Annotated in this window: 21 protein-coding genes and 1 pseudogene; 11 read left to right on the forward strand and 11 right to left on the reverse strand. The window is 73.3% G+C overall.

The window, feature by feature from the left end:
* Positions 1 to 121: 121 nt before the first annotated feature.
* Positions 122 to 475 (forward strand): annotated as a pseudogene (locus tag BGP03_RS23940) (GNAT family N-acetyltransferase); the annotation flags it as partial.
* A 580-nt stretch (positions 476 to 1055) separates the two neighbouring features.
* On the opposite strand, the gene BGP03_RS23945 reads toward BGP03_RS23940, so the two are convergent.
* Entirely contained in the window at positions 1056 to 1496 is a 441-nt protein-coding gene (locus BGP03_RS23945; RefSeq protein WP_296375820.1) for an OsmC family peroxiredoxin, read from the reverse strand.
* A 157-nt stretch (positions 1497 to 1653) separates the two neighbouring features.
* The gene (locus tag BGP03_RS23950) at positions 1654 to 2367 is read right to left on the reverse strand and encodes a L,D-transpeptidase (RefSeq protein WP_299737563.1); all 714 of its coding nucleotides are present in this window, start codon (positions 2365 to 2367) and stop codon (positions 1654 to 1656) included.
* Here BGP03_RS23950 and glmU point away from each other — a divergent pair.
* From glmU to pth, 4 genes are all read left to right on the forward strand, one after another.
* Positions 2272 to 3741: a bifunctional UDP-N-acetylglucosamine diphosphorylase/glucosamine-1-phosphate N-acetyltransferase GlmU gene (gene glmU, locus BGP03_RS23955; RefSeq protein ID WP_298799886.1), complete on the forward strand. Its 1470-nt coding sequence runs from the start codon at positions 2272 to 2274 to the stop codon at positions 3739 to 3741. The two genes, BGP03_RS23950 and glmU, sit on opposite strands and share 96 nt — an antisense overlap.
* A gap of 5 nt (positions 3742 to 3746) precedes the next feature.
* Complete coding sequence (locus BGP03_RS23960; protein ID WP_296375815.1) at positions 3747 to 4718, forward strand: ribose-phosphate diphosphokinase; 972 nt, start codon at positions 3747 to 3749, stop codon at positions 4716 to 4718.
* A gap of 357 nt (positions 4719 to 5075) precedes the next feature.
* Complete coding sequence (locus BGP03_RS23965; protein ID WP_296375814.1) at positions 5076 to 5747, forward strand: 50S ribosomal protein L25/general stress protein Ctc; 672 nt, start codon at positions 5076 to 5078, stop codon at positions 5745 to 5747.
* Positions 5748 to 5749: 2 nt separating this feature from the next.
* Positions 5750 to 6334 carry an aminoacyl-tRNA hydrolase gene (pth, locus tag BGP03_RS23970; protein ID WP_298799884.1) on the forward strand — a complete coding sequence of 195 codons (585 nt, stop codon included), beginning with the start codon at positions 5750 to 5752 and terminating at the stop codon, positions 6332 to 6334.
* 10 nt (positions 6335 to 6344) lie between these two features.
* On the opposite strand, the gene BGP03_RS23975 is transcribed toward pth, so the two are convergent.
* The gene (locus BGP03_RS23975) at positions 6345 to 7982 is read right to left on the reverse strand and encodes a fatty acyl-AMP ligase (protein WP_296375810.1); all 1638 of its coding nucleotides are present in this window, start codon (positions 7980 to 7982) and stop codon (positions 6345 to 6347) included.
* A 141-nt stretch (positions 7983 to 8123) separates the two neighbouring features.
* On the opposite strand from BGP03_RS23975, the gene BGP03_RS23980 reads away from it, so the two are divergent.
* The 5 genes from BGP03_RS23980 (at position 8124) to BGP03_RS24000 (ending at position 14899) form a co-directional block, all read left to right on the forward strand.
* Positions 8124 to 9476, forward strand: a complete 1353-nt coding sequence (locus tag BGP03_RS23980; protein WP_298799883.1) for a dipeptidase — start codon at positions 8124 to 8126, stop codon at positions 9474 to 9476.
* 15 nt (positions 9477 to 9491) lie between these two features.
* Positions 9492 to 10448 (forward strand): ATP-binding cassette domain-containing protein, encoded by a 957-nt coding sequence (locus BGP03_RS23985; protein ID WP_298799882.1) that lies wholly within the window; start codon positions 9492 to 9494, stop codon positions 10446 to 10448.
* Positions 10445 to 11209 (forward strand): ABC transporter permease, encoded by a 765-nt coding sequence (locus BGP03_RS23990; protein WP_296375805.1) that lies wholly within the window; start codon positions 10445 to 10447, stop codon positions 11207 to 11209. The genes BGP03_RS23985 and BGP03_RS23990 overlap by 4 nt, the downstream gene beginning before the upstream one ends.
* A gap of 22 nt (positions 11210 to 11231) precedes the next feature.
* Positions 11232 to 14306 (forward strand): BTAD domain-containing putative transcriptional regulator, encoded by a 3075-nt coding sequence (locus BGP03_RS23995; protein ID WP_298799881.1) that lies wholly within the window; start codon positions 11232 to 11234, stop codon positions 14304 to 14306.
* Between the two features lie 89 nt (positions 14307 to 14395).
* Entirely contained in the window at positions 14396 to 14899 is a 504-nt protein-coding gene (locus BGP03_RS24000) for a DUF6069 family protein (protein ID WP_296375801.1), read from the forward strand.
* Between the two features lie 4 nt (positions 14900 to 14903).
* Here the strand turns inward: BGP03_RS24000 and BGP03_RS24005 are convergent, their stop codons facing one another.
* The 4 genes from BGP03_RS24005 to BGP03_RS24020 form a co-directional block, all read right to left on the reverse strand.
* Complete coding sequence (locus BGP03_RS24005) at positions 14904 to 15101, reverse strand: hypothetical protein (RefSeq protein WP_298799880.1); 198 nt, start codon at positions 15099 to 15101, stop codon at positions 14904 to 14906.
* Positions 15102 to 15119: 18 nt separating this feature from the next.
* On the reverse strand, positions 15120 to 15722 hold the full coding sequence (locus BGP03_RS24010; RefSeq protein ID WP_298799878.1) for an ABC transporter permease: 603 nt from the start codon (positions 15720 to 15722) through the stop codon (positions 15120 to 15122).
* 61 nt (positions 15723 to 15783) lie between these two features.
* Complete coding sequence (locus BGP03_RS24015; RefSeq protein WP_296375797.1) at positions 15784 to 16740, reverse strand: ATP-binding cassette domain-containing protein; 957 nt, start codon at positions 16738 to 16740, stop codon at positions 15784 to 15786.
* Positions 16741 to 16916: 176 nt separating this feature from the next.
* Positions 16917 to 17492: a TetR/AcrR family transcriptional regulator gene (locus BGP03_RS24020; RefSeq protein ID WP_298799877.1), complete on the reverse strand. Its 576-nt coding sequence runs from the start codon at positions 17490 to 17492 to the stop codon at positions 16917 to 16919.
* Positions 17493 to 17564: 72 nt separating this feature from the next.
* Here BGP03_RS24020 and BGP03_RS24025 point away from each other — a divergent pair, with 72 nt between their 5' ends.
* Positions 17565 to 18002 (forward strand): nuclear transport factor 2 family protein, encoded by a 438-nt coding sequence (locus BGP03_RS24025; protein WP_296375794.1) that lies wholly within the window; start codon positions 17565 to 17567, stop codon positions 18000 to 18002.
* Between the two features lie 4 nt (positions 18003 to 18006).
* Here BGP03_RS24025 and BGP03_RS24030 read toward each other — a convergent pair whose 3' ends face one another.
* The 4 genes from BGP03_RS24030 to BGP03_RS24045 all read right to left on the reverse strand — a co-directional run bounded on the left by BGP03_RS24030 (position 18007) and on the right by BGP03_RS24045 (position 22931).
* On the reverse strand, positions 18007 to 18384 hold the full coding sequence (locus BGP03_RS24030; protein WP_296375791.1) for a hypothetical protein: 378 nt from the start codon (positions 18382 to 18384) through the stop codon (positions 18007 to 18009).
* A 194-nt stretch (positions 18385 to 18578) separates the two neighbouring features.
* Positions 18579 to 20399, reverse strand: a complete 1821-nt coding sequence (locus BGP03_RS24035) for an ABC-F family ATP-binding cassette domain-containing protein (RefSeq protein WP_296375790.1) — start codon at positions 20397 to 20399, stop codon at positions 18579 to 18581.
* On the reverse strand, positions 20399 to 21370 hold the full coding sequence (locus tag BGP03_RS24040; protein WP_298799876.1) for a 4-(cytidine 5'-diphospho)-2-C-methyl-D-erythritol kinase: 972 nt from the start codon (positions 21368 to 21370) through the stop codon (positions 20399 to 20401). The genes BGP03_RS24035 and BGP03_RS24040 overlap by 1 nt, the downstream gene beginning before the upstream one ends.
* 43 nt (positions 21371 to 21413) lie before the next feature.
* Positions 21414 to 22931, reverse strand: a complete 1518-nt coding sequence (locus tag BGP03_RS24045; RefSeq protein WP_296375785.1) for a DHA2 family efflux MFS transporter permease subunit — start codon at positions 22929 to 22931, stop codon at positions 21414 to 21416.
* Position 22932 lies beyond the last annotated feature (1 nt).

Below are 22932 nucleotides of genomic sequence, written 5' to 3' on the forward strand. Positions count from 1 at the left end.
TTCCGCAACCTGATCAACTACCGGCTCCGGTCGCTACTGCACTGCGGGGCACTCGCACTCTAAATCCGGAAGAGCCCTCAAAGCCGGTGTCGTCTTCGAGACCAAGCCCGCCAGCGCAGCCTGGGAGACCACCTGCGCCGAGGTACTTAAGGAGCAGCTCAACGGATCGACCATGTGCATCCTGGTCGTCGACGCCGACGAAGGACTCGCGGCCTGCGGCTACGCGACCATCTCCCAGATGGTTCCAGGACCGCACCTACCGGACGGCCAGCTCGGGTACGTCTCTAGCGTCTTCACCGAGCCGGCCTACCGACGTCGCGGGTACAGCCGCGCCATCATGAACGGTCTGCTGACCTGGTTCCGCGGGCGTGACGTCAGCCGGGCCGACCTCCACGCCTCCGCAGACGCTGAACCGCTCTACCGAGCGCTGGGATTCACCGACCATCCCGACCCCGCACTGAGCTGGCGGGCCTGACATCGGCCAGTCTCAGACGACCGAACCGGGCTCCGCCCGAGACCCGACACCGCTCGGAGATCGGGGGAGTGCGGCGGGGTGGTGATCTCCTCGCGGCGCGCCCGAGGGCTACCGGCCCGAGGGGTGGGAGGCAAGGCGGGACTGATTACCTTGCCTCCCACCCCTCGACCCGGCAGGGTTCCACCCGCGCCGCGAGGAGATCACCACCAGCTCCCGGCGTGGACGAGCAAGGACGAGCCGCGCGGACTTCCGACAAGCTGACAGCAGCAGTCGACAGCAGCGGCCCTCGACACACGCAGACAGCAGAACACGACCTGCCGGGAGATCAGCAGGTCGCGGACGGGTGCAGACTCCCGCAGACGATGCCGGAGTGATTTTGGTTCAGATGGTTCAGGTTCGAATCCTGGCGGCGGAGCCAGCGGCTCTCCCCATGACAACGGGGTGGACCCCCATCAGCGGATCCACCCCGGAAGTCTTCCCGCCTAGCGACCGTTCGGTCGCGGCGGCGGCTCGGGCGGACGCCCGTTTCCCGTGCATCTCATGACATACCCCTCGTTGCTCGTGCTCCTGGAGTGCCGCCTCACTCGAGGCCGGCGTCCAGCGTGATCGTGGTACCGGTCAGCGCCTTGCTGACGGGACAACCGGCCTTCGCGGCCTCGGCGGCCTTGACGAACGCGGCCTCGTCGAGACCGTCGACCTCACCGCGGACGGTGATCGTGATGCCGGAGATGGCGAACCCACCGTTGGCCTTGTCCGGCCCGAGCGTGACGTCGGCCGTCACGTCGAGGGACTGCGGCGTGCCACCGGCCTCGGCGATGATCGCCGAGAGCTGCATGGCGTAGCAGGACGAGTGCGCCGCGGCGATGAGCTCCTCGGGGCTCGTCGTCCCGCCGGCGTCGTCGGCCGCCCGCTTCGGGAAGCTGACGTCGTACGTGCCGACCCTGCTGCTGGTCAGCTCCACCTGGCCCGAACCCTGCTCGAGCGTTCCGTTCCAGGCCGTCCGTGCGGTGCGGGTGGGCATGTCTCCTCCAGCGGTGTCGCGGTTGTTCCATGGGACACAACCCCGGCGCCGCCGAAAGCATTCGCGTCATCGCGCCCGTTGAGACGACCGGTGGGAGATCGACGGCGAATGGTCGTGCCCAACGCAACACACCGCCCGAGCGGGCGCCCGGTACCGCTCATCGCACCTGTACCGGATCGTCCACCTGGAGGAACTGGTAGAACGCCTCGGCCTGCGACCGTTCCAGCCGGACGCACCCCGCGGAGGCCGTGTGGAGGTTGCCCTCGTGGAACGCGATGCCGCCCGGCGCGAAGAACACCGCGAACGGCATCGGCGCGCCGTCGAACTCGGCGCTGCGGTGGTTGATGTTCTTCCATTCGACGCGGAAGTCGCCGCGCGGCGTCTCCTGGCCGGGGCCGCCGATGCTCACCCGCACCGGACCCCGCACGACCTCGCCCCCGTCGATGAGCCAGGCCGTCCTCGTCGCGAGGTCCACGCAGGCCCGCGCGACGACGGTGCACGGCGTGCCCTCGACGGGGGCCGGTGCCGCGGCCTGCGCCGTGCCGACCGCCCCGGCCACGCGAGGCACGCCGTCCCGACCGCCAGGGCGATCCGCGTCCTCATCCGGGGCGCCTCGGTGTGCTGGCCCATGACCGTCCTCCACGACCTGGTGTCGGAACGAGACCGAACCGACACGGAGTGTTACCCGTTCGCAACAACGAGTGATCCCCGGGAGGGTTACTCGGCACACCACGTACGATCCACCGGTCCCCCGACCTCGACCAGGGAGTGGCCCATGCCGGACCGACAGGGGCCGAGGCCCAGCGCCGCCGTCGTGCTGGCCGCGGGCCAGGGCACCCGGATGCGATCGTCGGTGCCGAAGGTCCTGCACCCCATCGCCGGCCGCAGCCTGCTCGGGCACGCCGTGCACGCCGTCGCCGCGCTGGAGCCCGAGCATCTCGTGGTCGTCATCGGCCACGGTGGCGACCAGGTCCGTGAGGCCGTCACCGCGTTCGCCACGGAGCTCGGCCGCCCGGTGCTCGTCGCCGTCCAGGAGATGCAGCTCGGCACCGGCCACGCCGTGCGGTGCGGGATGGATGCGCTGCCCGCGGGCATCACCGGGTCCGTCCTGGTCACCTACGGTGACGTCCCGCTGCTGCGCCCCGACACGCTCGGGGAGCTGCTGGCCGAGCAGGTCACCTCCGGCGCGGCGCTGGCCGTGCTCACCAGCGAGGTCGACGACCCCACCGGCTACGGGCGGGTGCTGCGCGAGTCCGACGGCACCGTCACACGGATCGTGGAGCAGGCCGACGCGTCGCCCGAGCAGCGGGCCGTCCGCGAGGTGAACTCCGGCGTCTACGCGTTCGACGGCGCCTTCCTCGACGCCGGGCTGAACCGGCTCGGCACGTCGAACAAGCAGAACGAGCTCTACCTCACCGACCTCGTGGAGATCGCCCGCGGCGACGGGGCCGGCGTCCGCGGCGTCCGGTGCGCCGACTCCTGGGAGGTGGCCGGCGTCAACGACCGCGTCCAGCTCGCCGCGATCCGCGCGGAGCTCAACCGGCGGCTGCTGGAGCAGTGGATGCGCGACGGCGTCACCGTCGTCGACCCCGCCAGCACCTGGGTGGACGTGCGGGTGCGGCTCGACGTCGACGTCACGCTGCACCCGGGCACGCAGCTGCACGGGTCCACCACCGTCGCGAGTGGCGCCGAGGTCGGCCCCGACACCACGCTCACCGACTGCGGGGTCGGCGCCGGCGCCACGGTGGTCCGCACGCACGGCAGCGGGGCGGTGATCGGCGCGGGTGCGTCGGTCGGGCCCTTCGCCTACCTGCGCCCCGGCGCCCGGCTCGGCGAACGCGGCAAGATCGGCACCTTCGTCGAGGTGAAGAACGCCGAGATCGGTGCGGGCAGCAAGGTGCCGCACCTGACCTACGTCGGCGACGCCACGATCGGCGAGCAGAGCAACATCGGGGCATCGTCGGTGTTCGTGAACTACGACGGGGTGCGCAAGCACCACACGGTGATCGGGTCCCACGTCCGCACGGGCTCCGACACCATGTTCATCGCTCCGGTACAGGTCGGCGACGGTGCGTACACGGGTGCTGGCACGGTGTTGAAACGCGACGTCCCGCCGGGGGCGCTGGCCGTGTCGGGCGGGTCACAGCGGATCATCGAGGGGTGGGTCGAGAAGAACCGGCCGGACACCCCGGCGGCCGGAGCGGCCCGAGCAGCGCAGAACAACACGGAGGCTGAGCCACGGTGAGTGCAATGTCCGCTACCCCGAAGAAGAACCTGATGTTGTTCTCCGGGAGGGCGCACCCTGAGCTGGCCGAGCAGGTCGCCAAGCACCTCGACGTGACGATCACGCCGCAGTCGGCGTACTCCTTCGCCAACGGGGAGATCTTCGTCCGGTTCGAGGAGTCGGTGCGGGGGTGCGACGCGTTCGTCCTGCAGTCGCACTCGGCGCCGATCAACGACCAGATCATGGAGCACCTGATCATGGTCGACGCGCTCAAGCGCGCGTCGGCCAAGCGGATCACCGTGGTCATGCCGTTCTGGGGCTACGCCCGCCAGGACAAGAAGCACCGCGGCCGCGAGCCCATCTCGGCCCGCCTGATCGCCGACATGTTCCTCGTCGCCGGCGCCGACCGGATCATGACGGTCGACCTGCACACCGCGCAGATCCAGGGCTTCTTCGACGGCCCGGTCGACCACCTCTTCGCACTCCCGGTGCTCGCCGAGCACATCAGGCGCACCTACGCCGACCACGACATCTGCGTCGTCTCCCCCGACTCCGGTCGGGTGAGGCTCGCCGAGCGCTGGGCCGAGACCCTCGGCGGCACCCCGCTGGCGTTCATCCACAAGACCCGCGACCCGATGAGGCCCAACGAGGCCGTGGCCAACCGGGTGGTCGGCGACATCGACGGCCGGCTCTGCGTCGTGATCGACGACATGATCGACACCGGCGGCACGGTCGCCAAGGCGGTGGAGGCGCTGCTCGCCCAGGGCGCGTCGGACGTGGTGGTCGCGGCCACCCACGGTGTGCTGTCGGGCCCGGCCACCGAGCGGCTGGCCAACTGCGGCGCCCGCGAGGTGATCTTCACCGACACCCTGCCGATCCCGGAGGAGAAGCGCTTCCCGGCCATGACGGTGCTCTCCATCGCGCCGCTGCTGGCCGAGGCCATCCACCAGGTCTTCGACGACGGCTCGGTCACGAGCCTCTTCGACGGCAACGCGTAGCCCGCGGCGAGTTCGCGGATCGGACGGCGCGGCGTGGTCTCACCCTGCCCGCCGTTGGGACGTCCAGCGTGATCACCGGCTGGGGACGTCCAGCCGCACTGTTCCGGTCCGCGGTTCCGAAGCGACGATCACCGAACGGATTCGCGTGGTCGGGGCGCCGGATCGCGAACTCGCGGCGTGGGACGACGAACCCGCGGGGCCGGGCGTCGGGGGTGCGGGGGGCGTCGCGTAGTGTCGACGCCAGTTCCGCGGCGAGGGCGGGTGAGCTTCTAGCCCGCCGTTATCGACGTGGCCCGGCCTGACCGGTGCCCCTCGCCGCGCGTCCACACCGTGATTCGCTGATCGAGGAGTATGACCGTGGCCGAGGCCGTAATCGCCGCCGAGACCCGCACGGAGTTCGGCAAGGGCGCCGCCCGCCGCACCCGTCGCGCCGGCAAGATCCCCGCCGTGCTCTACGGGCACGGCACCGACCCGCAGCACCTCTCGCTGCCGGAGCTCGAGTTCAAGCGCATCGTGCGCGAGCAGGGCCGCAACGCGGTCATCACGCTCGACATCTCGGGCACCCCGCAGCTGGCGCTGACCAAGACGGTCGTGCAGCACCCCATCCGCCCGTACATCGAGCACGTCGACCTGCTGGTCATCCGCCGCGGCGAGAAGGTCGTCGTCGACGTCCCGATCGTCGTCACCGGCGACGCCGCCCCGGGCACGATGGTCAGCCAGGAGCTCAACACGCTCGAGGTCGAGGCCGACGTCTCCTCCATCCCGGACCAGATCGAGGTCTCGGTCGAGGGCCTGAAGATCGGCACCCAGATCCAGGCCGGTGCGATCCGCCTTCCCGCCAACACCACGCTGAGCGCCGACGCCGAGCTGCTCGTCGTCAACGTCGTGGCCGCGCCCACCGAGGCCGACCTCGAGGCCGAGATCGACACCGAGGGTGCCGGCGTGGTCGAGGAGCCGTCCGACGAGGAGCAGGCCGCCGAGGCCTCTGCCGAGGGCGGGTCCGAGGCCGCGTCCGACTCGGAGGGCTGATCATGGCGCCGGGCCCCGCCCTGGTGGTCGGGCTCGGCAACCCGGGTCCGGACTACTCCGAGACCCGCCACAACGTCGGTTTCCGTGTCGTCGAGCTCCTGGCGGCGCGGGCCGGCGGTGGCCGCTTCTCCAAGCACAAGAGCAATGCCGACGTGCTCGAGGGCCGGCTCGCCGGACGGCGTGTGGTGCTCGCGAAACCGCGCACCTACATGAACGTCTCCGGCGGGCCGGTCGCCGGCCTCGCCCAGTACTTCTCCGTCGCCCCCGCCGACCTGATCGTCGTCCACGACGACCTGGACCTCGGCTTCGGCGTCATCCGCCTCAAGCTGGGCGGCGGCGAGGGCGGCCACAACGGGCTGCGCTCCATCACCTCGTCGATCGGCACGCGTGACTATCTCCGCGTCCGCTTCGGCATCGGCCGTCCTCCGGGCCGTCAGGACCCCGCCGACTTCGTGCTCAAGCGCTTCTCCGGCGCGGAGCGCAAGGAGCTGGACTTCGCCGTCGATCTCGCCGCCGACGCCGCCGAGGCCCTCCTGTCCGACGGCCTCGAGCCCACGCAGAACCGGTTCCACGCCCTGTCGGGCTGACCGGGTCGGATCAGGGGCGGGCCTGCAGCAGCTCGCCCGTCGCGGCCCGGCGGAGCTTGCCCGAGGGGGTCTTGGGCAGGCTGCCCGGCCCCATCACCACCACCTCGGCCGGGCGCACGCCCACCGCCGACACGATCCGCGACGTGACGTCCTTGCGGATCGCCTTCTCGGCGTCGGCGTCCCCGGCCTTCCGCGACTCGACGGCCACGGCGAACGACTCCCGCCGGTCCCCCGCCGCGATCCGGACGGCCACGACGTTGCCGGCACGCACGTCGTCGGCCTCACCCGCGGCGCGCTCGATGTCGGTGGGGTAGATGTTGCGGCCGCCCATGATGATCACGTCCTTGCGCCGTCCGCACACGACGACCTGCCCGTCGACGAGGTAGCCCTCGTCGCCGGTGTCGAGCCAGCCCTCGGCGTCCTGCGTGGCGACGGGGCCGTCCACCGTCAGATACCCGGGCGTGACCGACGGCCCGCGCAGCTGCAGCACCCCGACCTCACGCTCACCGCGCACCCCGCCGTGCTCGTCGACGACGCGGACCTCGATGCCCGGCAGCGGCGGGCCGAGCTTCGGGAACCGGCGGTCGGTGCCGGGCACGGCCAGTCGCCGGGACTCCAGGGCGTCGGCGTCGATCTCGTCGACGGCCAGGCCCGTCTCGACGGGCGCGAACGCCACGCCCAGCGCGGTCTCGGCCATCCCGTACGCACAGAGCACCGACTCGGGGCGCAGCCCGAACCGGGCCCCCGCGCCGGTGAACGCGGTGACGGCGGCGGCGTCGATGGGCTCGGCGCCGTTGAGCGCGATGCGCAGCGACGACAGGTCCAGCGGGCCGTCGGCGCGGGCGAGCTGGCGGCCGAGCACGGCGTAGGCGAAGTTCGGGGCGGCGGTGACGGTGCCCCCGTACTTCGAGATCAGCTCGGCCCACAGCAGCGGGCGGGAGAGGAAGTCGACCGGGGTGACCGTCACCAGCTCCAGCCCGGTGACCATCGGCACCGTCATGAAGCCGACCATGCCCATGTCGTGGAACAGCGGCAGCCACGACACCATCACGTCGCGCTCGATGTCGAGCCGTGCGGCCTCCACCATCGCGGAGATGTTCGCGTGGAGGTTGCCGTGGGTGATGCGGACGGCCTTCGGCTCGGCCGTGGACCCGCTGGTGAGCTGGAGCAGGGCGGTGTCACCCTCGCCGGCGACGCCCGCGTCGGGTGTGAAGTCCCCGTCGGCGTCGAGGGACTCGATGGTGCGGAACGCGATGCCGCGCTCGACCAGCACCGGCGCCAGCGCGTCGAACGGGGCGCCCAGCAGCACCAGCTCGGCGTCGATCATTTTCAGGACGGAGACGGTGTCCTCGGCCCACGCGGCCAGGTCGGTGCGCGGGGTGGGCTGGTGCAGCATCGTGACGCTGCCGCCGGTGAGCCAGACGGCCTGCGCCGCCGGCGCGATCGCGACCGGCTCACCCGCGAGCACCCCGACGGACGCACCGCGGGCCAGCGGAGCGGTGCCGGAGGAGAGGGCAGCGGCCATCCGCCGGGCGGTGGCGTGCACCTCGGGCCACGGCCGCCGCACGGGCGCCTTCGGCTCGCCGGTGGTCATGCCGTGGACGGAGTGGGCGGCGGAGTCCAGCAACATCGCCAGGAACCGGGACATGACCGGAGCCTACGTTCCGCCCGGTGCGCCCGTCGGTCCGGTGAACGTCCGGTTCGCGAGGGATGGCGCGCCCCCCAACCCCGCGAGTCGGCGCTTTCCCGTGCGCGGGGAAGCGCCGACTCGCGGGCGTAGCATCGCGCCGTGCCGCTCCACGACGAGATCTCCGCCCTCACCGCTGCCGTCGACGCCGCCCTGCCGGGCGCCCGCCAGGACCTGGAACGGCTGGTGCGCATCCCGAGCATCTGGGCCGATCCCTCCCACGCCGACGACACGCGGCGCAGCGCCGAGGCCGTGGCCGAGCTGGCCCGGGGTGCGGGCGCCGCGGACGTCACGGTCATCGCCGCGCCCGGGGGCGCCCCCGCCGTCGTGGCGCACTGGCCCGCCCCCGAGGGGCAGCCGACGATCCTGCTCTACGCCCACCACGACGTGCAGCCCACCGGCGGTGACGCCGAGTGGACCACCGCGCCGTTCGAGCCGACGGAGCGCAACGGCCGGCTCTACGGCCGCGGCGCCGCCGACGACAAGGCCGGCGTGATGACCCACCTCGCCGTGCTCCGCGTGTACGACGGCCACCCGCCCATCGGCGTCACGCTGTTCATCGAGGGCGAGGAGGAGTCCGGCTCTCCCACCCTCCCGGCGCTGCTGCACGAGCATCACGAGCTGCTGGCCTGCGACGTCATCGTCATCGCGGACGCCGCCAACCCCGCCGTCGACGTCCCGGCGATCACCACGAGCCTGCGTGGACTCGTCGACGTCGTGGTCGAGGTGGCGATGCTGGAACGGCCCGCCCACTCCGGCGTGTTCGGCGGCCCGGCCGGCGACGCGCTCACGGCGCTGGTCCGCACGCTCGCCTCCCTGCACGACGAGAACGGCGAGGTGGCGATCGCCGGGTTGGTGCACGGCACGTCCGAGGCGCCCGACGTCGACGAGGCGCAGTGGCGTTCCGACGTCGCGATGCTCGACGGCGTGGAGCTGCTGGGGTCGGGCTCGATCGTCGAGCGCACGTCGCAGAAGCCGGCCGTCGCCGTCCTGGGCATCGACGCACCCCGCGTCGCCGAGGCCTCCAACGTGCTGCTGCCGCGGGCCCGGGCGATGGTCAGCCTCCGGCTCGCGCCGGGCGACAGCGCCCCCAAGGCCCAGGACGCGCTCGCCGACCACCTGCGCGCGAACGTGCCGTGGGGCGCCCGCGTCACCGTCACCCCGGGGCCCGGCACGGCCGAGCCGTTCAGCCTCGACGCCACCGGCGACGTCTACGACGCCGCACGCCGCACGTTCGCGCAGGCCTACGGCAACGACGTCGTGGAGACGGGCATGGGCGGGTCGATCCCGTTCATCGCCGAGTTCGCGCGCACATTCCCCGGGGCCGCGGTGCTGGTCACCGGCGTGGGCGATCCGGCCAGTCGCTGGCACGGCATCGACGAGAGCCTCGACCTGGGGATGTTCCGGCGCGGGGTGCTGGCCGAGGCTTTTCTGCTCGCCGAGCTCGCCCGATAGGTCCAGTCTGGTGGCGTGATCCACGCACGCGGGCTCGCCCGCACCTTCACGACCCGACGCGGCCCGGTGGAGGCGGTGTCGGGCGTCGACATCGATGTCGCCCCCGGTGAGCTCGTCGGCTTCCTCGGTCCGAACGGGGCCGGGAAGACCACCACCCTCCGCATGCTCACCACGCTGCTGGCCCCCACCGCGGGCTCGGCCACCGTGGCCGGGTGCGACCTGCTGACCGACCCGCTCGGGGTCCGCCGGAAGATCGGTTACGTCGGGCAGAGCGGCGGAGCGGGCCCCGACTGCCTGGTGGCCGACGAGCTGATCCTGCAGGGCCGCTTCTACGGCCTCTCCCCGGCCCGGTCCCGGGAGCGCGCCGCCGAGCTGCTCGAGCAGCTCGACCTCACCGGCACCGAGACCCGCGTCGTGCAGACGCTCTCGGGCGGGCAGCGCCGCCGCCTCGACATCGCGATGGGCCTGATGCACCTGCCCACGCTGCTGTTCATGGACGAGCCGTCCACCGGGCTGGACCCCCAGAGCCGCGCCAACCTGTGGGGCCACATCCGCGGCCTGCACGCCGAGCACGGCACCACCCTGTTCCTCACCACCCACTACCTCGACGAGGCCGACGCCCTGTGCGACCGGATCCTCGTGATCGACAAGGGCACGATCGTCGCCGAGGGCACGCCGGACGAGCTGAAACGTCGCGTGTCGGGCGACCTGGTGCTCGTCGGTACCACCGATCCGGCCCGCGCCGCCGACATCACGGCCCGGATCCCCGACAGCACCGAGCACGCAGTGGACGGCCAGACCGTCCGCTTCCGGGTTCCCGACGGCGCGAGCGTGCTCCCGACGCTGCTGGGCGAGCTGAGCCGGGCCGAGGTCGCCATGACGTCGGTGGAGGTGCGCAGGCCCAGCCTCGACGACGTCTTCCTGACCATGACCGGACGATCGCTGCGCGAGACCGAGGGGGTAGGGGTATGACCACGCTGACCGAGACCTGGCTGATCTTCCAGCGCTCCATGAAGCAGTCGCTGCGCAACCCGGCCTGGGTGATCATCGGCATCGTCCAGCCGGTGCTCTACCTGGCCCTGTTCGGCCCCCTGCTGGTGCCCATCATCCAGAACACGCCCGGCTTCCCGCCCGGTGACGCCTACCAGGTGCTCGTGCCCGCGCTGCTCGTGCAGCTGGGGCTGTTCGGCAGCCTGTTCGTCGGGTTCGGGCTGATCAGCGAGTACCGCGCCGGGGTGATCGAGCGGATGCGGGTGACGCCCGTGAGCCGCGTGGCGCTGCTGGTGGGCCGGGCGCTCAAGGACGTGGTGGTGCTGGTCGTGCAGGGCATCCTGCTGACGGTGCTGGCGCTGTTCTTCGGGCTGCGCGCACCGTTCGGCGGGGTGGTGCTCGCGCTCGCACTGGTGGCGGTGCTCGCGCTGGCGATGTCGTCGGCGTCCTACGCGCTCGCGTTGAAGCTCAAGAGCGAGGACACCCTCGCCCCGGTGCTCAACACGATCGTCCTGCCGCTGCTGCTGCTCTCGGGCATCCTGCTGCCGATGACGCTAGCCCCGACGTGGCTCTACAACCTGTCGCGCGTCAACCCGTTCGTCTACGTCGTGGACGCGGAGCGGGCGATCTTCCGCGGCGACTTCGGCGGGTCGGTGGTGGTCGTCGGGATCGTCGTCGCGATCGCGCTGGTGCTCGTGATGGTCGGCTGGGGCGTACGGACCTTCCAGCGCGAAAGCGCCTGACGGCGACGGGCACACTGGAACCGTGCGGATCAGCGTGCTCGGCCCGGTCAGGGCACGGCGTGGTGACGCGTCCGTGCCGCTGCGCGGGGTGCGCCTGCAGGGTCTGCTCGCCCGCCTCGCGCTGGACGCCGGACGCCCGGTGGGCACGTCCGTGCTGGTGGACGACCTGTGGGGCGAGGCACCACCCGACGGCGCCGGCAACGCGCTGCAGGCCCTGGTCTCCCGGCTGCGGCGGGCGATCGGTGCGGAGCTGGTGGCCACCGACGCCCGCGGCTACCGGCTGTGCGTGGAGCCCGACGCCGTCGACGCGCTCCGGTTCGCCGCGCTCGCCTCGTCCGGCGATCTCGACGGCGCGCTCGCCCTGTGGCACGGGGCGGCGCTCGCTGATGTCCTGGACCTGCCGTTCGCCGGGCCCGCGGCCGCGCGGCTGGAGGAGCGCCGCGCCGTCGTCGTCGACGAACGGGCCGCGCTCGCGCTGCGCGCCGGGCGGCCGGGCGGCGAGCTCGACGCGCTGGCCGCCCAGCTGGACGCGACGCCGCTGCGGGAGACCACGGCGGCCCTGCTCACCCGCTGCCTGCACGCCGCGGGGCGGCAGGCCGACGCGCTCGCGGTGGCCGACCGCACGATCGCTCTCCTCGCCGACGAGCTGGGCGTCGACCCCGGGCCGGGGCTGGCCGCGGCCCGGTTGTCGGTGCTGCGCGGCGGACAGCCCGTGGCCCCGGCCCGCACCGGGCTCAACAGCTTCGTCGGCCGCGACCGCGACGTCGAGCGGGTGCGCACACTGCTCGTCGACGCCCGGCTCGTCACGCTCATCGGGCCGGGTGGCGCGGGCAAGACGCGGCTGGCCCGCGAGGCCGTCGGCCCGGATTCCGTCGCGGTGGCGGAGCTCGCCCCGCTGACCGGTCCCGAGCAGCTCGCCGCCACCGTGCTGGCCGCCGTCGGTGAGCCCGACCTGGTGCTGCGCGCCCAGGACGAACCCGCGCCCGACACCGTCACCCGGCTGGTCTCGGCGCTCGCCGCCCGCGATTCCCTGCTGGTGCTCGACAACTGCGAGCACCTCGTCGGCGCCGCGGCAGAGCTCGCGGAGACGCTGCTGCGGGCCTGCCCCCGGCTCCGGGTGCTCGCCACCAGCCGGGAGCCGCTGGGGGTGCCGGGCGAGGTGCTGCACCCCGTCGAGTCGCTGGCCGAGGCCGACGCGGTGGCCCTGTTCGCCGACCGCGCCGCCGCCGTCCGGCCGGGTTTCGCGGTCACGCCCGAGGTCGCCGTGATCTGCCGCCGCCTCGACGGCCAGCCGCTGCCCATCGAGCTGGCCGCGGCCCGGCTGCGCACGCTGACCACCGCGGAGATCCTGGACCGTCTCGACGACCGCTTCCGGCTGCTCACCTCCGGCGCCCGCACCGCGCTGCCTCGCCACCAGACGCTGCGCGCCGTCGTCGACTGGAGCTGGGACCTTCTCGACGAGCCGGAGCGCGCCGTCGCCCGGCGCCTCGGGGTGTTCGCGGGCGGTGCCACGGCGGCAGCGGCCGGGCAGGTCTGCGGTGACGGCATCGGCGATGACGGTACGGGGGACGTCTTCGACCGGCTCGCGGCCCTCGTGGACAAGTCGCTGGTGGTCGCGGTGCCCGGGTCACCCACCCGCTACCGGATGCTGGAGACGATCCGCGAGTACGCCGGCGAACGCCTCGACGAGGCCGGCGAACGCGGTTGCGCCGTGGCCGCCCACGCTCGGATCATGGTGGAGCTGGCCGAGGCCGCCGAACCGCATCTGCGCGGGCGGGAGCAGCTGGAGTGGCTGGGCGCGCTGCGCGCCGAGGCCGACGAGTTCGACCTCGCGCTGCGGCGCGCGATGGCGACGGGCGACGGGGCCACGGCGCACCGGCTCGTCGCCGCGCTGACGTGGTCGTGGCTCATCCGCGGCCGCACCGACGAGGCCGACCGCTGGGTGTCGGCGGTCCACGGGATGGACGGCCCGGTCCCCCCGGACGTCCGGGCGCGCAACCTGGCCTGGGTGTCCGTGTTCACCGCGGTCCGCGGCCGCACGGAGGAGGCCACGGCGCACATCCGGTCCCTGTCCGCGCTGACCGCGTCGCTGCCCCGCCCGTGGCACCCGTTCCTGCAGCTCGTCGGGCCGACCTACCGGATCTTCGCCGGGCTCGGGGACGACGAGCTGTGCGCGCTGTCGGCCGGCGCCGAGGATCCCTGGGTGCGCGGGCTGACGCTGCAGATCCGTGCCCAGGTCGAGGAGAACGAGGGCCGCCGGGAGACGCAGCGGACGCTGATCCGGGCCGCGCACGAGGCGTTCACCGGCATCGGCGACCGCTTCGTGCTCGGCATGATCGTGCACTCGCTCGGCGAGCTGGAGGACTCCGCCGGGAACTACGACGCCGCGGCCCTGGCCTACGACGAGTCGATCGCGCTGGCCGCCGAGCTGGGCAACGACGACGACCTGCCGCAGTTCCTGGGCCGGCGCGCGGTGCTGGAGGCCCGGCGCGGCAACATCGACGAGGCCCGCGCCGTGCTCCAGCGGGCGCGGCCGTCCGACCGCGGCCCGTTCAGCTCCGCCGGTGCCGTCGCCACCACCCTGGCGCAGATCGAGCTGCTGGCCGGCGACGTCGACGCCGCGCGCGCCCAGCTCGTGCTGGCCGCGGGCGCGTTCGACCCGCCCGGGATGGACGGTGTCGGGGTGCCCCAGCGGCGGGCGTTCGCGGCCATGATGTGGGCATCGGTCGAGCTCACCGCCGGCGACCTGGACGCCGCCCGCCCGCGCGTCGCCGAGGCCGTCGCCGCGGCCGTCGGGGCCGACGACGGACCGGTGTCGGGCATGGTCGCGGAGGTGGCGGCGCGGTTCGCGCTGGCGGAGGACGACCCCGGAGCCGCCGCGGTGCTGCTGGGCATCGCCGCCGCCCAGCGCGGCACGCTCGACCACGGCTCGCCCGTCGTCCGCGCCACGCTGGCCGGGGCGCGCGCCGTTCTCGGCCCCGACGCCGCGGAGGAGCAGATGCGCAGCGGCCGCGAGCTCCCCCGCGCGGACGGCATGGCCTGGCTCGCGAAGTTCGCGGGCGCACTCGGCCCGCAACGCCCCGCCACCCGGCCCTGATCACCTCTCCGGGACACTCCCTTTGCGCGCGGACCGGATGTGGTTCATCGTGCGCGGATCGATGATCTCGGCAGGACGGGTGGGGCAGGATGACCGGCGGCTACGACGAGCAGTGGGACAAGACGCGGCAGTTGCCCCCGCAGGGCGACCACCCCACGGCTCCACGGGGTCCCGTGATCAACGCGGGCCGGCTGTGGGCGGGCGGGGTGGCCACGGCCATCGTCGCCGCGCTGATCGGGCTCGTCGGGCTGCTGGTCGTGCGGGCCCTGCTGCAGATCCCCTACCTCGCGCCGATGCGGTCGGGCGCCCTGGGCGACTCGCGCACCGCCCTGCTGTGCGTCTCCGCCGCCGTGGCCGCGCTGGCCGCCACGGGCCTGGCGCACCTCCTGCTGCTGAGCACCCCGCGCCCGATGGCCTACTTCGGCTGGATCGCGGGGCTGCTCACGGCGGTGGCGGTGGTGCTGCCGATCCTCAACGACGACCCCATCGCCGTCTCGCTCGCGACGTGCGTCACCCACCTGGTGATCGGCCTGGCCATCATCAGTCTGGTCACCGGGGCCGCCATGTCGGCCTCGTCGCGGGCCGCGGTCTGAGCCACTAGGTCCGACGGCGGTAGAGGGTGATCGCCAGCGGAGCGAAGATCACGATCACCACACCGGCGGCGATCAGGGCGTAGGTGGCCGGGGTCGCCACCGGGCCGCCCAGGAGCAGGCCACGCACCGCCGTCACCGTCTGGGAGACGGGGTTGACGTTCACGAACGCCTGCAGCCAGCCCGGCATCGTGCTCGCCGGCACGAAGACGTTGCTGGCGAACTACAGCGGCAGCATGATCAGTGCGCCGAGACCCTGCACGGACCGCGGCTGCTTGACGATCATCGCCAGGGCGGTGAACACCCAGCAGAGCGCGAACGCGAACACCATCACGAGCGCCATCGCGGCCACGTAGTCGAGGGGCCCCGCCGAGGAGCGGAAGCCCAGGATCGCACCGAAGGCCAGCATGATCAGGCCCGAGGTCAGGTAGCGCACCAGGTCGGCCCCGATGGCGCCGAGCAGGGGCGCCGACCGGGAGATCGGCAGGCTGCGGAAGCGGTCGAAGATGCCGGTGGCGAGATCGTCGGCCAGGCCGACGCCGGTGCCCGCGGACGCGAAGACGACCGTCTGCACCAGCACGCCGGGCAGCGCGAACTGCAGGTAGTCCTGTGTGGAGCCGCCGATCGCGCCGCCGAAGACGTAGACGAACAGCAACAGGAAGATCACCGGCTGCAGGGTGACGTCGAGCAGCGCCTCGGGCGAGTTGATCGTCTTGATCACGCCGCGCCAGGCGAGGGTGGCGCCGTGGCGGAGGGTGGACGGGCCGCGGCGGCCGGGCACCGTGAGGGGCACGGGCGGGCTCGGGCGGGTGACTGTGGTGGTCATGCCGAGTGCTCCTTGGCGGGGGTCGCGGCCGGGACGGGGATCGTGGGTGTGGTCGGCGCGATCACGCTGCTTCCTCGCTGTCCTCGGCCGGACGGCCGGTGAGGGTCATGAAGACGTCGTCGAGGCTCGGCAGGCGCAGCCCCACCTCGGCCACGGGGACGGCGTGCTCGTCGAGCCGGTCGGTGACGCGCCGGAGCAGGCCGGGGTCGAGGGCGGGCACCACGAGCTCCCCGCTGGCGTCCACCGCGATGAGCTCCCCGGGGGCGAGCTCCGCGACGACGGTCTCGACCAGCGCCGTGTCGGTGCGGTAGAGCGGCCGGACGTGCAGCCGTTGCCCGCCGATGTCGGCCTTGAGCGACGCGGGGGTGCCCGCGGCGATCACGCGGCCGCGGTCGAGCACGACGAGGTCGTCGGCGAGCTGGTCGGCCTCCTCGAGGTACTGCGTGGTGAGCAGCACCGTCACGCCCTCGGCGGCGAGCCCGCGGACGGAGTCCCAGACCTCGTTGCGGTGGCGGGGATCGAGGCCCGTGGTGGGCTCGTCGAGGAACAGGACGTCGGGGCGTCCGATCAGGCTGGCCGCGAGGTCGAGCCGCCGCCGCATGCCGCCGGAGTAGGTGCGGACCCGGCGGCTCGCGGCGTCCACGAGCCCGAAGCGCTCGATCAGCTCGCCCGCGCGGGCCCGGGCGTCGGCGCGCGAGAAGTCGAGCAGCCGTGCGATGAGCATCAGGTTGTTCGTGCCGGTCAGCGCCTCGTCGACGGCCGCGTACTGGCCGGTGAGCCCGATGCGGGCACGCACGGCGGGGGCCTCGGTGACGACGTCGTGCCCGAAGACGGTGGCGCGCCCGGCGTCGGGGCGCAGGAGGGTGGCGAGGACGCGCACGGTGGTGGTCTTGCCCGACCCGTTGGGGCCCAGCAGGCCCAGCACCGCACCGGGGCGGGCGGTGAGGTCGACCCCCGCCAGCGCCGTGGTGCCGGCGAACTTCTTGACCAGGCCTTCGACCTGGATGACGGATTCCATGCTCCGAGAGTGCGCCTCGCCGCTGACACGGCGCCACCACGGCGCTGACACGCGCTGACACGGTGCCTGAGAGGCCCGGACCGGCGTGCACCGTCCCGCCGCTCCGTCGAGAGGCGGTGGGCCGATCTCACCCCTGTGCGCAGCTCCGCAGCTCCGGGTCCCCCGACCCGGGCGGATCAGTCGAAAGGTGGATCGCCCGGGTCGTTCGGCCCACGCAGCCCGTCCCGCACCACCGCGAGCATCCGGCCGGCGAGCCCGGGGTCGTCGCTCCCCCGGATCGCGTGGATCAGGCCCTTCATCAGCGCGAACAGGTCGGTGACCCGGACGTCCGGCCGCACGGCCCCCGCCTCCTGCGCCCGGCGGAGCAGCACGTCGAGGGCGTCCTGCATGTCGGTGCGGGCGGCGACGGTGGCCGCGCCGACGCCGTCGAGGGCGTCGGGGATGTCGCGCTTGGCCGTGGCCTCCCCCGCCAGCCGCTCGAGGAACCCGTCGAACGCCGCACCGGGATCGTCGGACGCGGCCCGGGCCCGCGCGTCCGCGGCGAGGTCCCGCACCCGCACCAGCGAGACGGCCTCGAACAACGCCTCCTTCGTCGGGAAGTGCCGGTAGACCGTGCCGGGGCCGACGCCGGCCCGTGCGGCGATGTCGTCGAGCGGCACGCCGAAGCCGGACTCCGCGAACGCCTCGCGGGCCGCCGCGAGCACCTTGTCGCGGTTGCGCCGGGCGTCGGCGCGCAGGGGCCGCTCCGTCATCGGTCCTTGCTAACCGGGGCGAGCGTTCCGTATCGTTGAAGCGGGGTCACCGTTCCGATTCTAGGAGGAGTCATGACGCTGCAGCCACGGGACGTCGCCGAACAGGTCCGCCGCATGGTGGCCGGCGAGGGCGTCGACTTCGCCGACCTCTTCGCCGAGGACGGCGTCCTGCGCTTCCCGTTCGCCGCACCCGGGACGCCGCGCGAGATCCGTGGCCGGGAGGCGATCCGGGAGTCCCGCCGGAGCGCGACGGGCCACCGCGACCTGCTGGACATGCACGGCGTCGACGCCGTCGTCCGGGAGACCGACGATCCCGAGGTGGTGGTCACGGAGATCGAGCACCACGGGTGGTCGCGGGGCTCCGGCGGGCCGTACCGGTTCCGCGCGCTGGGCGTGATCCGCGTACGCGACGGCGAGATCGTCAGCTACGACGACTACATGGACCCGATCGCCATGGCCGCGCTGCTCGGGCGCACGCCCGACCTGGTGGCGGCCCTGAGCAGCACGTGACCGGTCAGCCCGCGGCCCGCCTGCGGAGCCGGCGCCGCCGCCGCGCGAAGCCGCTGACCAGCACCGCGGCCGCCCCCACGAACCACACGAGCACGGCGGCGGCGTCCAGCCAGCGCAGCCGGCTGTCCTGGCGGGCCTGGCCGGGATCGTCGGTGGGGACGTAGACGGCGGTCGGCTCGCGGGTGGTGTCGCCGGCGGCCTGGCCGTCGTCGACGATCGTGTACGGCTGGCCCTCGTAGGTGAAGTACGTGATGCCGCCCTGGCTGTAGCCGTCGACGCGGGTACCGGTCCACAGCACCGCCGTCGACGACTGCAGCACCAGCGCCACGAACAGCAGCCCCACCACCGCCAGCACCGACGCCCAGATCACGTGTGCGCGCACCGCCACCACCCCCGGCCGGGAAGGATGCCACCGACTCAGAGGTGGCGCTCTCCGGCGGGGTGGCGGACCAGGCCGCCCCGCCGGACACCGTGCGGCGGGTCGGTCGATCGGTCGATCGGTGGATCCGCGCTCCAGCGGTCGTGCGCGGAAATCAGTGCTCGGGCACTGATTTCCGCGCACGGGCGGCAGAGCCGCTACTCGGCCGCCTCCGCCGCCTCGAGCCACTGGTTCTCCAGCTCCTCCTGCTCGGCCATGACCGCCTTCAGCTCGGCGTCGAGCTTCAGCAACCGGTCGGGCTCGGTGGCCGCGGCCGCGAGGTCCTCGTGCAGCTGCTTCTCGCGCTTGGTCAGCGTGGTCATGCGGCGCTCGATGCGCTGCAGCTCCTTGCGCGCGAGGCGCTGGTCGGCGGCGCTGGACGGCGCCTTGGCCGGAACCGGCTCCGCCGACGATGCCGAGAGGCCGCTGGCCTGCGCCCCGGCCCGCCTGCGGCGTTCCAGGTACTCCTCGATGCCCCCGGGCAGGTGCGTGATCTTGCCGTCGCCGAACAGCGCGACGACCGTGTCGCAGGCGCGTTCCACGAGGTACCGGTCGTGGCTGACGACGACGAGCGTGCCCGCCCAGCCGTCGAGCAGGTCCTCCAGGCGGGCCAGCGTGTCGACGTCCAGGTCGTTCGTGGGCTCGTCGAGCAGCAGGACGTTGGGCTCGGCCATGAGCAGCCGCGTGAGCTGCAGCCGGCGCTTCTCCCCACCGGAGAGCTGCCCGACCGGTGTCCACTGCCGGGCCGCGGGGAACCCGAGCCGCTCCAGCACCGACGACGCCGTGAGCTCCAGCTTGCCCAGCTTGACGTACTTGGCCACCTGCTCGGTGGCCTCCAGCACCCGCATGTCCTTGGGCAGGTCCACGAGCTCCTGGGAGAGCTCCGCGAGCTGGACCGTGGTGCCCGTGACGAGCCGGCCGCCCTGCAGCGGCCGCTCGCCGGTGAGCGTGCGCAGCAGCGTGGTCTTGCCCGAGCCGTTGACTCCGACGATGCCGACGCGGTCGCCCGGGCCGAGGCGCCAGGTGACGTCGTCGAGCAGCACGCGGTCACCGATGGTCGCCGTGGCGTCCTCCAGCTCCAGCACGGTCCTGCCGAGCCGGTTGGTGGCGAACCCGAGCAGCTCCACGGTGTTGCGGGGCGGCGGGACGTCGGCGATCAGGGCCTCGGCGGCCTCGATCCGGTACCGGGGCTTGGACGTGCGGGCGGGCGGGCCGCGGCGCAGCCAGGCCAGTTCCTTGCGCGCGAGGTTCTGCCGCTTGGCCTCGGCCGCATCGGACTGCCGGCTGCGCTCCGCGCGGGCGTAGATCCAGTCGGCGTAGCCGCCGAGGTAGCTCTCGACCCTGCCGCCCGCCACCTCCCACGTGCGCGTGCAGACCGCGTCGAGGAACCAGCGGTCGTGCGTGACGACCACGACACCGCAGCGCCGCTCGATCAGGTGCCCGGCCAGCCAGCCGATGCCCTCGACGTCGAGGTGGTTGGTGGGCTCGTCGAGGACGACGAGGTCGGGGTCGCCGACGAGCGCGGCGGCCAGCGCGACCCGGCGCTTCTCCCCGCCGGACAGGCCGGTGACCGACCGCTCCAGGTCCTCGATGCCCAGCCCGTCGAGCACGTCGCGGACCTTGGCGTCGGCGGCCCACTCGTGGTCGCCCGCCCATCCCTTCTCGTCACTGCCCCAGGCGGCGAGCACGACGTCGCGCACCCGGGCGCCCTTGGCCAGCGCGTCACCCTGCACGAGGTGCGCGAGGTTGAGCCCACCCACGCGGCTGACGCGGCCGCCGTCAGGGGCCCGGACGCCGGTGATGATGTCGAGCAGCGTGGTCTTCCCGCCGCCGTTGAGCCCGACGACGCCGACGCGCTCACCGCGCTCGATGCCCAGCGACACGTGGTCGAGCAGGACGCGCGATCCGTCCCCGGGGACGTGGGCGAGCACGTTCTCCAGGTTGACGAGGTTCTGTGATGATCCCTTCTGGCCGGCCATCAGGCACGCACCGGCGGCCAGGACGTGGGCGGGCCCGAGGGCGCACCCGGTGGTTCGTGCTGGTCGACCACGCGCGCGCCGGGCACCGGCCCGTGCGCGACGCGGACCGTGCGGCACACCCCGAGCCCGGCGAGCTCGGTGGCCACGTCGAGCGCGTTGTCGGCGCCGTCGCAGAGGAAGGCGCAGGTGGGCCCGGACCCGGAGACGAGCCCGGCCAGCGCACCCGCGTCCACCCCGGCGCGCAGGGTACGGCGCAGCTCCGGCGCCATGCTCACGGCGGCGGCCTGCAGGTCGTTGCCCAGCGAGAGCGCGAGCTGGCGGGGATCGCCGCCCGCGACAGCCTGCAGCACCGGCTCCACCGGACGCTGCATCGGCTCGGAGCCCGCGCGCAGCCGGTCGAGCTCCTTGAAGACCGACGGCGTGGACAAACCGCCGCGGTGCAGCGCGATCACCCAGTGCTGCGGGTGCCGCGAGAGGACCGGGACGATCTGCTCACCGCGTCCGGTGCCCAGGGCCGTGCCGCCGTGCAGGGCGAACGTGACGTCGCTGCCCAGCTCGGCGGCCAGGACGGAGAGCTCGTCGCGGGGGAGGTCGAGCTTCCACAGCGACGACAGGGCCACGAGCGCGCCGGCCGCGTCGGCGCTGCCGCCGGCCATGCCACCGGCCACCGGGATGCCCTTGCGCAGCACGAGGGCGACGTCGGGTTCACGCCCGGCCCGCTCGGCCAGCAGCTGCACCGCGCGCCAGGCCAGGTTCGTCTCGTCGGCAGGCACCTCGGAGACACCCTCGCCGTAGACCTCGATGCCGGGCTCGTCGCTCGCGACCACCGACACCTCGTCGAACAGGCTCACCGCGTGGAAGACCGTGACGAGGTCGTGGAAGCCGTCCTCACGCAGCGGGCCGACCGCCAGATGTAAGTTGATCTTCGCGGGGACCCGCACGGTGACGGGCGGCGGAACGGCGGACAGCACCCGACAACCCTACGTGCACCGATCCCGTGGGGTGGCGCCGCAGCTACCCCGCCGAGCTCGGCACGGTTTCCGCCGGGCTGGAACCGCGTTGGGCCAGGTGACGCGGGAGGGCGAACCCGAGCGCCGCCACGAGCCCCACCAGCACGACCCCGGCCGGCAGCAGCAGCGCCTGGGCCATCGCCGTGGCGAATCCGGCGTGCAGGGCCTCGGGCAGCTGCGTGATGGACTCCGACGAGCCCCCGCCAGGGGCCGCGGGCAGGTTGGCCGCGAGCCGGGACGCGATGAGCACCGCGATGGCCGCACTGCCCAGCACCGCCCCGACCTGCCGGGTGGTGTTGTAGACCCCCGAGCCCGCGCCGGCGTCGGACTGCGGCAGGTTGCGGGTGGCCGTGGTGGAGACCGGCGCCCACACGAAGCCGTTGGCCACGCCGAGCAGCGCGATGGGCAGCAGCAGCTCCCAGATCGGGGTGGTGGGGCCCATCACGGCGGCGAGCCACACCAGCGACACCGACCAGGACAGCAGCCCGACACCGGCGAGCACCCGCGGGTGCATCCGGTCGGTCCAGCGCCCGACGAACGGGGCCAGCACCCCCGACACGACGGCCATGGGCACCAGCAGCAGCGCCGAACCCGTGGGCGTCAGGCCGAGCACGCCCTGCGCGTAGAACAGGATCGGGAAGACCATGGCCGTGACCGTGAAGCCGACGGTGGTGATCACGATGTTGGCCAGGCTGAAGTTGCGGTCGCGGAACAGCGTGAGACGCACCAGGGGCTCACCCGGGTTGCGCGCCTGCCAGACGACGAACAGCGCCATGACCACGAGACCTGCGACGATCAGCGACCACACCGAGATGGGCCCCGCGATCGTGCCCCAGTTGTAGGTCTGGCCCTCCTGGATGCCGAAGACCAGCAGGAACATGCCGACCGCGCTCAGGGCGACGCCCAGCAGGTCGAAGCGGCGCACGTGGGTGGGCAGCTCGGGCACCAGACGCACGGCGAGCACGAAGCCGACGACACCGACCGGCACGTTGATGAAGAAGATCCACTCCCAGCCGAACCCGTCGACCAGTACGCCGCCCAGGATCGGGCCGACCAGCGTGGCGACGCCCGCGACCGCGCCCCACAGGCTCATCGCCCGGCCCCGGCTCTCGGCGGGGAACGTGCGCGTGATGACGGCCATCGTCTGCGGCGTCATCAGCGCCGCGCCGAAGCCCTGCACGACCCGCGCCGCGATGAGCTCACCGATGGTGGCGGTGAGGCCACACCACAGCGACGCGAGCGTGAAGATAGCCAGCCCGGCCAGGTAGACGCGGCGCGGCCCGAAGCGATCGCCCAGGCGACCGGTGACCAGCAGCGGCACCGCGTAGGCCAGCAGATACGCGCTGGTGACCCACACGACCGCGTCGACGCTGACCCCGAGCGAGGTCATGATCGCGGGCGTGGCCACCGAGACGATCGTGGAATCCACCAGGATCATGAAGAAGCCGAGGACGAGAGCCCACAGCGCCGGCCACGGGTTCGCGGGCCCCGCCGTGGCGGTGAGGGGCTGTGGATCGGTCATG

The sequence above is a fragment of the Pseudonocardia sp. 73-21 genome (assembly GCF_001899645.1).
Taxonomy (GTDB): domain Bacteria; phylum Actinomycetota; class Actinomycetes; order Mycobacteriales; family Pseudonocardiaceae; genus Pseudonocardia.

Bases quoted from the DNA above. Each gene is read 5' to 3' on its own strand.
- BGP03_RS24035 (WP_296375790.1), bottom strand. From the start codon at position 20,399: ATGGCCGGCCAGAAGGGATCATCACAGAACCTCGTCAACCTGGAGAAC.
- BGP03_RS24020 (WP_298799877.1), bottom strand. From the start codon at position 17,492: ATGACGGAGCGGCCCCTGCGCGCCGACGCCCGGCGCAACCGCGACAAG.
- BGP03_RS23960 (WP_296375815.1), top strand. From the start codon at position 3,747: ATGTCCGCTACCCCGAAGAAGAACCTGATGTTGTTCTCCGGGAGGGCG.
- pth (WP_298799884.1), top strand. From the start codon at position 5,750: ATGGCGCCGGGCCCCGCCCTGGTGGTCGGGCTCGGCAACCCGGGTCCG.
- BGP03_RS24025 (WP_296375794.1), top strand. From the start codon at position 17,565: ATGACGCTGCAGCCACGGGACGTCGCCGAACAGGTCCGCCGCATGGTG.
- BGP03_RS23975 (WP_296375810.1), bottom strand. From the start codon at position 7,982: ATGTCCCGGTTCCTGGCGATGTTGCTGGACTCCGCCGCCCACTCCGTC.
- BGP03_RS24010 (WP_298799878.1), bottom strand. From the start codon at position 15,722: ATGACCACCACAGTCACCCGCCCGAGCCCGCCCGTGCCCCTCACGGTG.
- BGP03_RS24045 (WP_296375785.1), bottom strand. From the start codon at position 22,931: ATGACCGATCCACAGCCCCTCACCGCCACGGCGGGGCCCGCGAACCCG.
- BGP03_RS23990 (WP_296375805.1), top strand. From the start codon at position 10,445: ATGACCACGCTGACCGAGACCTGGCTGATCTTCCAGCGCTCCATGAAG.
- glmU (WP_298799886.1), top strand. From the start codon at position 2,272: ATGCCGGACCGACAGGGGCCGAGGCCCAGCGCCGCCGTCGTGCTGGCC.
- BGP03_RS24015 (WP_296375797.1), bottom strand. From the start codon at position 16,740: ATGGAATCCGTCATCCAGGTCGAAGGCCTGGTCAAGAAGTTCGCCGGC.
- BGP03_RS23945 (WP_296375820.1), bottom strand. From the start codon at position 1,496: ATGCCCACCCGCACCGCACGGACGGCCTGGAACGGAACGCTCGAGCAG.
- BGP03_RS24000 (WP_296375801.1), top strand. From the start codon at position 14,396: ATGACCGGCGGCTACGACGAGCAGTGGGACAAGACGCGGCAGTTGCCC.